At 38.1% G+C, this 14,372-nt stretch carries 8 protein-coding genes; 5 read left to right on the plus strand and 3 right to left on the minus strand.

The features are described from left to right. Positions 1 to 3: 3 nt before the first annotated feature. The gene (locus tag VCM44_RS13390; RefSeq protein WP_334679101.1) at positions 4 to 870 is read left to right on the plus strand and encodes an MBL fold metallo-hydrolase; all 867 of its coding nucleotides are present in this window, start codon (positions 4 to 6) and stop codon (positions 868 to 870) included. A 27-nt stretch (positions 871 to 897) separates the two neighbouring features. On the opposite strand, the gene VCM44_RS13395 is transcribed toward VCM44_RS13390, so the two are convergent. Beyond that, entirely contained in the window at positions 898 to 1,956 is a 1,059-nt protein-coding gene (locus tag VCM44_RS13395) for a CNNM domain-containing protein (RefSeq protein WP_334679102.1), read from the minus strand. Between the two features lie 214 nt (positions 1,957 to 2,170). On the opposite strand from VCM44_RS13395, the gene VCM44_RS13400 reads away from it, so the two are divergent. Further along, entirely contained in the window at positions 2,171 to 2,620 is a 450-nt protein-coding gene (locus tag VCM44_RS13400; RefSeq protein WP_334679103.1) for a CBS domain-containing protein, read from the plus strand. Between the two features lie 27 nt (positions 2,621 to 2,647). Here VCM44_RS13400 and VCM44_RS13405 read toward each other — a convergent pair whose 3' ends face one another. Both VCM44_RS13405 and VCM44_RS13410 read right to left on the minus strand, forming a co-directional pair. Next, positions 2,648 to 4,216: a CocE/NonD family hydrolase gene (locus VCM44_RS13405; RefSeq protein ID WP_334679104.1), complete on the minus strand. Its 1,569-nt coding sequence runs from the start codon at positions 4,214 to 4,216 to the stop codon at positions 2,648 to 2,650. 109 nt (positions 4,217 to 4,325) lie between these two features. After that, on the minus strand, positions 4,326 to 5,402 hold the full coding sequence (locus tag VCM44_RS13410; protein ID WP_334679105.1) for a hypothetical protein: 1,077 nt from the start codon (positions 5,400 to 5,402) through the stop codon (positions 4,326 to 4,328). 259 nt (positions 5,403 to 5,661) lie between these two features. Between VCM44_RS13410 and VCM44_RS13415 the strand changes: the two genes are divergently transcribed. The 3 genes from VCM44_RS13415 (at position 5,662) to VCM44_RS13425 (ending at position 14,370) form a co-directional block, all read left to right on the plus strand. Continuing rightward, on the plus strand, positions 5,662 to 7,617 hold the full coding sequence (locus VCM44_RS13415) for a BCCT family transporter (protein WP_115362279.1): 1,956 nt from the start codon (positions 5,662 to 5,664) through the stop codon (positions 7,615 to 7,617). Positions 7,618 to 7,783: 166 nt separating this feature from the next. Then, on the plus strand, positions 7,784 to 9,238 hold the full coding sequence (locus VCM44_RS13420) for a chitobiase/beta-hexosaminidase C-terminal domain-containing protein (RefSeq protein ID WP_334679106.1): 1,455 nt from the start codon (positions 7,784 to 7,786) through the stop codon (positions 9,236 to 9,238). Positions 9,239 to 9,384: 146 nt separating this feature from the next. After that, positions 9,385 to 14,370: a tail fiber domain-containing protein gene (locus VCM44_RS13425; protein WP_334679107.1), complete on the plus strand. Its 4,986-nt coding sequence runs from the start codon at positions 9,385 to 9,387 to the stop codon at positions 14,368 to 14,370. Positions 14,371 to 14,372 lie beyond the last annotated feature (2 nt).

The raw sequence follows: 14,372 nt of genomic DNA on the forward strand, positions 1-14,372 counted from the left end.
CTTATGGATAATTTAAAAATTGAAACATTTTTTGATGAACTAACTTATACCCTTACTTATGTCGTCTACGATAAAGAAACGAAGGATGCAGTTATAATTGATCCAGTTCTTGATTATGATCAGGCATCATCTTCTATAAGCTTTGAATCAGTTGAAAAAGTTACGAACTTTATTAAAGATGCAGGGCTTAAGCTACATTATGTTCTTGAAACTCATGCTCACGCAGATCACTTAACTGGAGCTTTAAAGTTAAAAGACTTTTTTCCAAACGTTAAAGTTGCAATAAATGAAAATATAAAAATTGTACAAGATGTTTTTGGAAAACATTTCAATATGCTAGAGGAGCTAAAGCTAGAGGATTTTGATAAGTTCTTGCATGAAGATAAACCTATCCATGCAGGCTCTATTGAGATTAGTACGATCTTTACTCCCGGCCATACTCCAGCGTGTTCTTCATTTGTCATTGGCAATAATGTCTTTACTGGAGATGCCCTCTTTATGCCAGATTATGGTACTGGCCGTTGTGACTTTCCTGGTGGAGATGCAAATGCACTTTATGATTCTGTAAAGAATAAGCTATATGCATTACCAGATGATACTAATGTATATACGGGACATGACTATCAGCCAGGTGGCCGTGAGCTTAAGTATAAGAGTACCATTGGTGAGAATAAGAAGAGTAATATTCATTTAAAAGAAGATACTACACGTGAAGAGTACGTAAACTTTAGAACAAGTCGTGATAAGACTCTAAGTGCACCAAAGCTGTTATTACCAAGTATTCAAGTAAATATTCGTGGCGGGCATATGCCTCGTCCACAGGCCAATGGGGTAAGATACCTCAAAATGCCTCTCAGTTTTAAGGAATAAACTCTCTTTCTTCCTTAGGAGGAGCACTTAACTGTGCTCCTTTTTTTTCACTTCGGCCTTTATTTCTTCTTTTGCCTGCTCCTGGAGATCTTCAACTTCATCAAACTCATCCATAATCTCAATACCAAAGAATGTTTCCACAATATCTTCAAGAGTGATGACACCAAGAATTGTTCCATACTCATCTGAAACCATGGCAATATGTTCTTTTCCGCGAATAAATTTCTTAAATAGACTTCGAAGAGGAGTGCGACAATTTTCTATAGAAATCGGTCGCATAATATCCACTTCAAATAATTGCTTATCACAATTTTCTTCAATGACATTCTTTGCGATATCTTCTTTATGAATATAGCCACAAATATCGTTCACTGTTTCACCAAAGCATGGAATACGAGTTACTGGTGCCTTTAAGTCATATACTTCTTTAATAGTTGAAGTCGTTTTAACCATAAAAACCTTTCTGGCCGGTGTCATGACTTCATCGATCGTTTTACGAGATGCCAATAGAGACTCACGTAAGAATTCACCCTCATCCTTTGCAAGTGCTTTTGTCTGTACGCCCAGCTCAATCATCGACTCGACTTCTTCTCGACTCATCGTATGAGAGGGCTCATTTTTAAAGAACTTCATCAGGCCCATTGAAATAACAAGAACAGGCTTTAGAATGAAAATAAGTGGAGGTAAGACTCTTAGTAAGAATGGAGTTAGACTTTTCCAATGTTGGTGGCCAAGTGACTTGGGAATAATTTCTGATAAGTATAGAATGGCCAGTGTTAAGACAACAGATACAGCAGATAGATAAAACTCTAGGTTTGCCCCAGTGATTCCCATTTCTTTGAAAAGTTGAATGGATTCAGAACCTACACCTGCTGCACCGAGAGTGTGAGCAAAAGTATTTAAAGTTAAGATTGCTGAAATCGCTTCGTCTTTATTTGATGCATATTTCTTTAGAGAATTAGCAAATCCCTTATTTTGACGAACTGAAGCGAGAATAAAATTTGGAGTAATTGAGAGAAGAACGGCCTCCATGATGGAACACAGAAATGAAACCCCAATTGAGATTACGATATATACAATTAGCATTAGCTAGTTAACTCCTTGGCACAATTCTCGACGTATTAGAATAGCTTAAAGTCAGTCGGTATCCGTGTCAATTTAATTGTAGTGTTATTTGGTCAGGTAATTGTAAGATATTTGTCAGGAAAAAATGCTACTTTGGTGCCTGTGTTCATAAATGTGGAATAAAGCAAGAGTTTGAGTTAAAATAGGGGTGCATTAAAACTCAAATGAGGTGAATATGAAAGTTTTAGATTTTATGACTAAAGATGTAACAACTTGTACTGAATCACAGACAGTTGGTGACGCTGCTAAAAAAATGATTGAACTAGGTATAAGTGTTATGCCTGTCGTAAATGATGAGGGGACTCTGACTGGAATCGTAACTCAGTCTGACTTTATTAGTAGAGAAGTTGAGATCCCACATGCTCTTGTGTCTATTAAAAGACTATTTGGACAAGACTTTAATCTTACAGATGTTGAAGATGTATATAAGAAGTCTAAGAATAAGACTTTAGCAGATGTAATGAGTCATAATGTTGTTACAGTAACAAGTGAAAATACTCTAAATGGCGTTGTTGAATTAATGATGTCAAAGCACCTTAAAAGAATTCCTGTTGTTGATGATGGAAAATTAGTAGGAATGATTACAAGAAAAGATATCTTAAAAGCATTTGAAAAATTAAGCTAAAATAAAAGGCTCCGTAGGGAGCCTTTCTTATTTCCAACCTTTTATTTCTAAATAAGATTGTGATTTAAAATCAAAGTTTAAATTAACTTTATAAAGCTTATTATTAGGTTCTTCATAAAGAGGATCCTGAGTGTCGATGATAATGGCCAGGCGATGACCAGCTTCAATATCATAGGCAGTAGCAACTAATTCGATATTAATTCTCTCCTGTGGTGATTTACCAGTATAAGCACCATGAGTTATTAGCTTTGCTATTCCTGTCGGTGATACATCGTAAATATAGGCGATGAGTTGATAAGGAGTAGAACTAACTTCTACATTTAATTTTAAGCGCGGGATTCCTCTTAATTTAAGGCCTTCTTCGAAGCGATCAGTTTGATATCTTATACTATTTATTAAATTATTTAATTTTGGATACTTTATCGTAGGCACTTCAAAATGAGCGTCTAATATGGCCGAAAGAAATGGAACTCCTGTGCTGGCTCCTGTATCAAGTCCTGCCATAAAGCTATCGCTTTGAGCTGGTAAGAGATATGGATAAGGCGAGAGGCCACCTCGAGTAATTCTTCTTGGATGAAGATAAAGTCTCTTTGGTACCTGATAATAAGATTGAATCTCTCTTTCTTTATAGACGCTTGGTTGAACAACAATCTTTCCTAACTCAAAGTCTTTTGCTGTCTTGTCATTTTGTAACCAATACTTAAACCATGAACTCATTTTATCAAAGACATAATTTTGTAATCCAAAGAGGCCTGGCAGCTCTGCTGTTGCATGTGAGCCTTGGCTTAGGTCTAAGACCTTAGGTCCTCTTAGTTTGTGAAATGTTTTAATTAGGGCATTTGGCTGAAAAAGATTATCACTAAAGTTATTAGCAAAGTAGACAGGCTTTCTTAGAAGATTAATCATACCAAGGTTGTCATTGAGGCTTCGATTTTGAACCCACTTTTTAAACCCTTCTTCATTTCCTTCTAAAACTTCATCTAATAATTCTGGAATTCTTGGATCGAGATTTCCAAGTAGCTTTCCTGAGTTTACTAAGAACTTTGTCCAAAAGAGACGAGGTGTATTTTGAGCGTAAAGTGACTCCTTTAAGTCAGTCCATGAGCTCATGGCAAAGGCCGTCTTGATACGATATTCTCTAGCTAGGCCCATTAAAGAGAGTCCACCACCATAAGAGATTCCGGCCATACCAAAATTACTTCTTTGAGCTGGAGTTTCGTCTTCAAGCCAATCGATAATAGTCTTTAGATCTTTTAAATCATTTTCTCCGGCCACATTGATATATCCACCAGAGCATCCCCAGCCACGTGTACTGTAACTAAAGACTTGAAAGCCTTCTTTGGCAAGGCGGATTGCCTGGGCCATGTACTCATGTTCTTCTATCGTCCAACTATTTGGAAAAATAATTGTTGGAAATGGACCTTGCTTATTCTTTGGTGTTAAGAGATTTCCGTGAAGTTCTATATTATCAAAAGTTGAAATGACGACATCTGGTTCATAAGTGTATTCTTTTGATTCTGGTAAATTTAAACTAAAACAAATATTTGCAAATGCAGATAATTGTAGAAGAAAAGTAATTAAAATATACTTTCTCATAATGTTTCCCTAAGATTTAATACAATTGAGTAATTATATATTCTTAGTGAACCATTATTAAAGTTTCTGGCAGCTTTTAAGTGAGGAAAATGTCTTACAATTCCTATCACTAGAGAAATACCTCAAAAAAGTCGTCTTTGGCCTTATTAAAGAGTGGAAAACGATTGTCTTTTTTTATTGATTGTCTGATATTTTCTATTACGCAGCTCGTCTCGCTACAATTCTTCCATGCTTTATTTATTACCTTGTTAAGGTAGTCCTTAACTGGAGTATGGCCACATGAGCTACTGCTTAGATATTCTTGCCCAAGATAAATATAGTCTCTTATAAAAGCATACTTCTTTGGTGATACTCTTTTGAGATTTGTTGGATTTAGACGGTAGGCCGCAATACTTTCTGCTGCATCTTCGCCTGGATTTGTTTGGCCATATGTTGAAACCATTTCGTCACGATTATAGCGCCATCCCATTGGGTGATCGATCCAACCAGACATATCCCACCAAAATGAAGAATAATTAAGATTGTAGAAGTAGGCTAAGTTATGGCCAATTTCGTGAAATAGAGTATATGCCTTTCCATCTTTATCGAGTTCGCGATCCCAAGGGGTGTATAGTTCGATGGAAGCGTTTGCAAATATCATCCCAACATGGCCATAGCCGATGTCTTCTTTTATGTGACGAACAAGTCTTTTACTCTTCCATAATCTTGGAAAGTGAGATGGAATTAAGTTTATGCCTTTTAAGATAGCATTCATTTGTTTCAGGTTTAAAAGTGCTGCATCGTTATTTCGATATGGTGAAGTATTAAGGCCATACTTTTCAGAGAGATAAATGGTTTTATAAACCATTTCTTGTCCCTTAAATAATTCATTTAAGGCACAGCGTATACTGTCGCAATTCTTTGCTGCTTTAATTAAATGAGAAAAGTCTTCATGTTTATCTAGTTTTTTTAAGACATAGCTTCTTGTTAAAGATCGAAATAGGCGAGATGAAGTCTCTGATTCATTTCTAAACTTAAAGCCATTTATCGCTACTTGTTTATTTCCTCGATGAAGAAATTTATTTGAAAATTTTGATATCTCAAGGAGGGTTGGCATCTCTTGTAAACATTTAGCAGAATTAACGCTACTAAAAGGAGCGGCATATTCTTGTAGAGCAAAAGAATTAAATGTTAATAGCGTAAACATTAGAGTGGGGAAGGTCTTTTTAAACATAGGTTCTTTATGTCAGATCGCAGAATTTTTCTCAATAAAAATGAACGCGGAAGTAGATTTTATACGCTCTAACTGCTTGCTATTGGCCAAATGAGTGTATTCTAAGACTTTTAGGGGTAAATAATATATAAGTACCTAAAATTTAAGAGCAAACATCCGATAAGTTGGCATTGGTTTTTATATGTTAATTTGTGTCGGTCCCGAAACGGGTCTGATTAAAAGGGAGTTTGTTATCAATAAAGAATCTACTATTAACAAAAATGTGTTTTTTTCCTCCGCATTTTTTATCCTCGTCATTACTGCGATTGGCTCAATATGGCCTACACAGTTAAGTGAGTTCTTTAAGGGAATTCAGGGCTGGCTGATTGCCAAGACTAGTTGGGTATATGTACTTGCAATGGGGGCAATGTTATTTACAGCAATCTGGCTAATGGTAAGTAGGCTAGGAGATATTAAATTAGGTCCTGACCATTCAGAACCGTCTTATACTAATATCTCGTGGTTTGCCATGCTCTTTTCTGCTGGGATGGGGATTGGGCTTCTCTTCTTTGGAGTTGCTGAGCCGATTATGCACTTTTCATCTCCACCGGTTGGTGATCCACAGACTATAGAAAGTGCCAGAGAGGCCATGAAGATTACCTTCTTTCACTGGGGACTTCACGCTTGGGCAATGTATGCAATGTTAGCAGTTTGTCTCGCTTATTTTTGCTATCGAAAAGGTCTTCCGCTACTTCCAAGATCTGCATTCTTTCCAATCTTAGGAGATAAGATTCATGGCCCTTTAGGGGATATGGTAGATACGTTTGCAGTTATTGGAACGATGTTTGGTGTTGCTACTTCATTAGGTTTTGGGGTTGCACAAGTAAATGCAGGTCTTAGTTATCTGACAGGAATTCCTCAATCAGAAACAATTCAGGTTATTCTAATTGCTATAATTACTGGCTTTGCAACAATCTCGGTTGTTTTAGGGCTTGATGGTGGAATTAAGAAGTTATCAAATATCAACTTAGCAGTAGCAGCTATTCTCTTAGTCTCAGTAATGCTCTTAGGAGATACGGTACACCTTTTTCAACAATACGTTCAAAATAGTGGAGCCTATCTTTCTGATATTATCTATAAAACTTTTAATCTCTACGCTTATGATAAGAAAGAAGAGTGGATCGGTGGATGGACACTTCTATATTGGGGTTGGTGGATTTCATGGTCACCGTTTGTCGGGATGTTTATCGCTCGTATTTCAAGAGGGAGAACGATTCGCGAATTCTTAATTGGTGTTCTCTTTGTTCCTTCTGGGTTTACATTTCTTTGGATGACTGTCTTTGGAAACTCTGCAATTAGTATTGCTCTAAAAGATAAGTCTGGAGAGTTTGTTCAAGCAGTAAGTTCAAATGTACCAGTTGCACTTTTTAGATTTTTTGAATTCTTTCCAATGTCAGCAGCTCTTTCAGTTCTTGGTGTAATTCTTGTTATTACATTCTTTGTTAGTTCATCTGACTCGGGATCTCTTGTTATTGACACCCTTGCTTCTGGTGGAAGCCAGCATCCTCCTGTGTGGCAAAGAATCTTTTGGGCTGTGACTGAAGGTGTGGTTGCTGCGGTACTTTTACATTCTGGTGGTCTAGAGGCACTACAGACGATGACGATTGCTTCTGCCTTTCCTATGATCTTCTTAATTCTCTTGGCCGTCTATTGTCTAGTACGATCCCTACAAGATGATTATATGCTTAGAAATCAAGTAAGGAATCATAATAGCTCTATTCAATATGAACAGGCGAGTATGACGTGGCGAGAGCGACTTAATGCTCTCTTTAGGCATCCAAAATTTAAGGAAGCTGATAAGTTCTTAACAGAAGTAGTCGAGCCAGGACTCATTGAATTACAAGAAGAGTTTGTTAAAAATGGACTGGATGCAAAAATTCGCCATGGAAAAGACGACTCAATTTCTTTAGTGATAGAAAAAGAAGGCTTTGATGATTTCAAATACGAAGTTTATTTAAGAACATTCCAAGTTCCAGAATATGCACCAGGTGATCAAGAAAAGTATTACCGTGCAGAAGTCTTCCTATTAAGTGGAGGGCAGGAATATGATGTCTTTGGTTACTCAAAAGAGCAAATTGTTGCCGATGCAGTAAACCAATACGAAAAGCATTATCAATTCCTACACTTAACTAATTCAGAACTCGTTTAGTTCTAATTACTTATATGGCATAAATCATGGGCACAGCTTTAGGCTGTGCCTTTTTATTTTTATGTCATTTCAGTACGATAGATAACACTTCGCTTTAAATTAAAGATTACAATAAAATTAACCGATAGAAATAGTGTGATATTGCGGTTTTGGAGCGTTTTGAATTATGACAAATGAATTTAAGTCCTTATTAAGAAATGTTGTTGGTGGAGTTACTCTGGCCAGCCTATTTTCTTATCTTACTTTCATTGCTCCTTCTTCAGATGAAAACAAAGATAATATTTCTCAAATTGAAGAACAACAAGTTAAAAATCTTGAAGACCAAAATAACGAAAATGATATGTCCAACTCATCAGGGCGCGGAAATCGTGGCCTGGCAAATTTCTCAGATGAAATACAAACGAAGAGAGATAATCGAAAGGATCGATCAAGAACTAGTGTTGGGGCCAATACTTCAAGGCCAGCCCGTGAGGTTTCAAGAGAAGCAAGAGATCCTGCTTATAACGCTCGTGAGATAGAGGGGAGCAGTAATTATCGCCCTTCAAATAGTAGCGGATCATTTTCACTTGGCCCTGCAAATTCACTAACTGGTAATAGTGCTCCTTCTCCAACTACCACTTCAGACTCTTCTGGAAGTAGCAGTGGGGGATCAGGATCAGGCTCTGGTGTATTCAAAGAGTCTGGCGGAAATGAATGTTCATTTTGTGTAACTTCAAAACCTAGTAATAGCGCTGACGAAGAGACAAATGATAATGGAGGTACATTCACAAATTCTGGTAGTGGAAGTAGTAATGATACTGCAGTGACAGAAGTGACATGTTCGCATGATATGGCCGAGGGAAGTTATGCCACACCTATTAGTGTGACGATTAGTTGTAGTGAGTCTGCTACAATTTGGTATTGCTTAGATACTGGAGGAAGTTCTTGTACGCCTTCAATTCAATATACAGCTCCAATTAATCTACCTACAGATGGTGATTATGGAATCTCATACTATGCACAAGCATCAGCAAGTACAACAGATGTCGATGATTTACTTTATCGAATTGATACAACAAGTCCTGATCTAAGTGTGTCTCATGATGTGATTTATGCTCAAACGACTCAAGTTCCATTACAGAATACGACTGCATCAACGGACTTTGGAATGCCTGACTATTACTATCATCAGATAAACTTTAAAAGCTTTGATCCGCTTACTGCAGCGACTCCTTGGACTTGTAATGAGGTTTTAAATGATTATGCGACGGCAACACCGTCACCTCAAGTTATTCAAACGAATTTTTCAACTTCAGGTCTTGCTGTGACAGATCAAATTATACAAACTGTTGATATGCCAAATCTTGTTATTGGAGATAATCATATTGTGACAGTTTTAGAGGATCGTGTTCTTGGGGTGGTAAGCTGTCAGGTACAAAACGTAGTGGTCAAAGACTTCGCTATCGCTGACTTTACTGGCACTGGAACAACTCCTGTGACAACAGGTGTTCGAAGAACACTTGGAAGTTTTGTTGGCTTTGGACACTTTCAGGCAGTACCTAATTCCGCTACCTCTGGTCAACTTTCAAATACCCAAGGGACAACTTCAAGTAAGCAAGGTCTCTACACTTTAACTCACTAAAAATCGCACATTTACAAGGCAGTATTCTTGAGAATCGGAAAAGTTAACCTTGTTAACTCATTGATATTTGTTTGCTAATTAAAGAGCGTTAAGATGTCGATAAGCCACTGTAACAACAGGGGATTATGTTGCACGTAAGTCGAAAATTGACATTTTTTTTAGCACTTTGTTTAAGCTTAGTATTTAGCTCAAACACTCTTGCGACAAAAATTGGTTACTCTGGTCGACTAGTTCAAGCAGATGGAACCCCAATTTCTGGAACACCTAATCTTCAATTTGATCTCTATTATTCGAACGATCTTGCAACTTCACTTGCAACCCAAACACTTAATTCAGTACCTCTTTCAAATGGGATCTACACTGTTGAGTTAGACTTTCCAAGTCTTGCAACCCTTATTGCAAATACACCTGTGAGCGAAACTCTTGTAATACAAGTTCGCGATACAACAAATACGATCACATTTGATTATCAAAATATTCTAGCAACACCTCTTGCAAGTTACGCTGTGACCGCAGAGTCTATTGCAGATGCGGCCATTACACCACAAAGTTTAGACTTTGTTGCAAGTTGTGCTGATAACCAAATATTAATTAAGAATGGATCTCAATTTGACTGTATTAACCAATCAGCAGCAATCTCTGTCGATGGTTCAACAATTATTAATAATGCAGGAACGCTTGAGCAAGCAACAGTCGGTACGGCCGGAACTTATACTTCTGTTACAGTTGATGCTTACGGGCGCGTAATAAGTGGATCTAATCCGGCACCAAGTGTTGGCTCAAGTGAGATTACAGATGGTTCAATTGTTGATGCCGATATTAATTCAGCGGCCAATATATCATGGTCAAAAATTAATGCTCCAACAATTGATAAGACTTATGTAGGCCTGCCTAATGTTTTAAACGTTGCTCAAATCCCAGCATCAGATCTTGATAACTCGGGAACTCTTGATAGTGCAACACAGGTTCCAAGTGAGCTTGCTGTAAAAAGTTATGTTGATACGACAGCGCAAACAATTGCGGATGCAAAAGTAATTGATGATATGACTGGAACGCAAACAACGATTGCACCATCAGTTAATTCTGTAAAAAATTATGTAACGGCACAGACTGGGGCCATAACTTCTTCTCAATGGATAACAACAGGAAGTGATATTTATTACAATAGTGGAAGAGTAGGGATTGGAGTTATTGCTCCAAGCACAGCTTTTCATGTAAGTGATTCTAATTGGATTATCGCTTATTTTGAGGGTGATCATGCTACTGAATCATCTATTCATATCAATAACGTAAATAGTGTTGCCAATAATGGATGGGAACTAGGTCATCGCGTTTCCGATGGATCATTTAGAATATCTGAGCAGGGATTAACTCATCGAATGGCCATTCTTCCTGGTGGGAATATTGGTATTGGCACTTCAACTCCAACTGAAAAACTTGAAGTTGCAGGAAAGGTAAAGGGGACTGAATTATGTATTGGTACCGATTGCCGTGGAGCATGGCCAACTGGAAATGCTGGAACTGTGACATCAGTAACAGGAGGAACTGGATTAACTGGTGGAACAATTACATCATCAGGAACACTTGCAGTTGATGTGGGAACAACAAATGGCAAGATTGCTCAAGTTGGAGCAGGTGATAAATTAGCGGACTCAATTATAAACTATAATCCAGCACTTGATGTAGCCTTAACGGGTCTTGATACTTCAACCGCTTCGGCCGCCCTTGCAACAGATACTGTTCTTCAGGCCTTTGGGAAAGTTCAGGCACAATTAAATTCTCATGCAACTGCGATAGCAGGAAATACTATTACAAACTCAGATGATGTGACAGAAGGTTCAACGAATTTATATTTTAGTGACTCTCGCGCACAAACAGCTGCTGTTATTAATACGACTGCAGGAAGTGAAACGACACAAGCACCTTCTGTATCTTCAATGAAAACTTATGTTACTGCACAGGTCGGTGCAATTAATGAGTCCCAGTGGACGACGACTGGAAGTGATATTTATTATAATTCTGGAAATGTCGGAATTGGAACTGCTTCTGCGCAGAAAGAATTACATATTATTGGAGCAGCTTTACTTGAGAGTACGGCATCTTTTTTAAATATAAAAGAAACAGACGGAAACCCCAATGAAAACTTCGCGATAGGAGTGAACTCTGGGCTTTTAAGATTTAACACTGCTGACGATGCTCTTGTTGGTTCAACAAAAATGGTTCTTGATCAATCAGGAAACTTGGGAATAGGAACAATTTCTCCAAGCCAACGACTTTCTGTTGATGGAAATATAAATGTTACAACTGGAAACGATATTTGTATTGATGGTGGAAATTGTCTCTCAACTGCAGGGGCAGGATCTGGAACTGTTACATCAATAACAGCAGGGACTGGTTTAACTGGAGGAACAATTACAACATCCGGTACAGTTGCTGTTGATGCAGGTACAGGTGCAGGACAAATTCCACAACTTGATGGAAGTGGACGCCTTCCAAGTTCAGTTGAGACAGATCCAAGTGTTGAAACTTTTGCAAAAACAACTCTTCCAACTTGTGGTGCAGGACAAGTCTTATCTTCAGATGGATCAAGTTTTTCTTGTGTCACTGATATAGATACAGATACAGACACTAACACAACATATACAGCTGGTAGCGGTTTAACACTTTCTGGAACAGAATTCTCTATTGGGGCCCAGGCCATTACAGATACTCAACTGGCCGGCCTAGCAACAAGTTGTGCTAATGGTGAGGTCCTAAGAACAAATGGCCTAGGAAGTTTCTATTGTTATGATCCACTCGATTTAGCTAATAACTTTTATACAAGTTTTGGTATTGGAACAACTCCTGATGCATCAGCAGCTCTTGATGTGAGCTCAACTTCAAAAGGTTTCTTGCCACCGCGTATGACTTCAGTTCAGAGAAACGCTATTGCATCACCTGCAGAAGGTCTTGTGGTTTATGATACTGATATTCAAGAGATCTATGTCTATAAAGGTGGAGCATGGAGGGCCGTCGGTGATAGTGTTACTGGAGCCGGAGATGCGGAAAGTTATGTAGAAGTTTCATTTTCAAGTGGTACACAAAGTGGAAGTGGAGTTATTAACTATACGAATAAAAGTATTGATGTAAATGGAGAATTTGATCTAAGTACTGATCGATTTACCCCAAAACAAGCTGGAAATTACTTAGTTATTATTCACTCTGTTGCAAATGGAATGACAACTGGAGCTCACCACTATGCTTCAATTACAAAAAATGGAAGTGGAGTAATAGGCTCTTGGACAAGATCAACAAATTCAAATAACGCAGATAAAAACGCATCTGCTATTGTTTCCATGAATGGTTCTACTGACTATATTGAAGGACGTTACTCATTAAGTTCAGGATCTGTTACTAATGGGACATTAAGAATTATAAAGCTTGGTGGTGCCGATAATATGGGGAATCACATCGCTTCAAAAAATCTCGATTTAGCAACAAATAAATTAGTTGGAAATGGTGGGGGAACAGGTCTTTCAATTGCAACTGACGGAGCCGTTACCATTGATAATGATATTTGTATTGATGGTGGAAATTGTCTTTCAAGTGTTCTTGCAAATGAAAGTGAGATTGTAACTTCAAATGGAGCTAATGAATTAGTTAGGCTTGATGGTTCTGGAAGAATTCCTGCTATGGATGCTTCTCAATTAACAGGCATTAGCACCACTCAGGTCAGTGAAGGAACAAATCTATACTTCACAGATACTAGAGCGCAGACAGCTTCGGTTGTTAATTCAACAGCAGGAAGTGAAACCACTCAAGCTGCCTCGGTAAGTGCAATGAAAAATTATGTTCTGGCCCGTGCAACACAATGGACGACTTCAGGAAGTGATATCTATTACAATACGGGAAATGTTGGGATTGGAGCGACTAATCCAACAGATCCTTTAGTTATTAGTAGAAGTTCTGCTGAAACGACTACGACAGCAAGGATCTTATTAACTGATGAACAGAACCTTGGCGGTATTCATGATGAGGATGGTAGCGCAGATTACGGACTTGCTATCTCTCCTGATTTGAGATCCATTGGGAATGGAAGTTCATATATATCGGCCCACACAGGTGGTGGAAATGGTACAGGAAAGCATATTGTGTTTAGAGGTGGTCATGGTGCTAGTGAGCATGGGCATTCTCGAGATATTATGTTTTTAGATACAAGTAACGGAAATGTTGGAATCGGTATTAAGCCCACAAGTCATAAACTAGAAGTTGATGGAAATATTAGCACAACAGGTCTATTCACAGGGATGATCAACTCTATTGATACAAGAGATGATGTAACAACTCCAGAAACAAGAGATAAGGGTGTTAGCTTCGATTTTAAACGAAATGTAACGAATGGCCTCTCTGATGGTGGAACATATAACGGAGTAATGACTTTTAGACCGTATGGAAATACTAGTGACTGGACTGGTGGGCCTGCTCATCAACTTGGCTTTACAACTTCGGGTAGACTCTTTCATCGTTATGGATCAAATACAAGCTGGAATGGGTGGCGAAGAATTATTGAAGAAAACGGTAGCGGGTATGTTGGAATTGGTACAACCTCTCCTTCAAATCGCCTACATGTAAATGGAAATATCGGTGCCACAGGGTGGGTTGGAGCAGGTTGTGAAGGCTCATGTTCTGGAGATGCATATGTAATTAATTACGCCGATGGAAGAATTAAGACTTATGCTGGTTCAGGATCAGTTTGTAGTAAAGCTGGAGGGGCTGCAACATTCTCTTGTTCTTCAGATAGAAGGCTTAAGCACGATATTAAAGATTTCAATGATGGTATTGAAGCTATTATGAAGCTTCGTCCACGAACATATGTATGGCGTGCTGATGATAAAAAAGTTCTTAACTATGGATTTATTGCTCAGGAAGTGCAGGAAGTAATTCCTCATGCGGTAACAGAAGATGAAAGGGAAGAAGGGACTTTCTTAAGTTTAGATCAAGGAGCCTTTACTCCATATATTATTAATGCAATTCAAGATCTAAATACTGAAATAGAGGATAATCATCGTGAAATTTCTTCTCTGAAAGAAGAAAATCAGATGCTTAAAGACTATCTTTGTTCAAAAGATCCGCAAGCTCCATTTTGCCAGTAAAA

This window comes from Halobacteriovorax sp. DPLXC-1 (genome assembly GCF_036903125.1).
GTDB classification, from domain to species: Bacteria; Bdellovibrionota; Bacteriovoracia; order Bacteriovoracales; family Bacteriovoracaceae; genus Halobacteriovorax_A; species Halobacteriovorax_A vibrionivorans.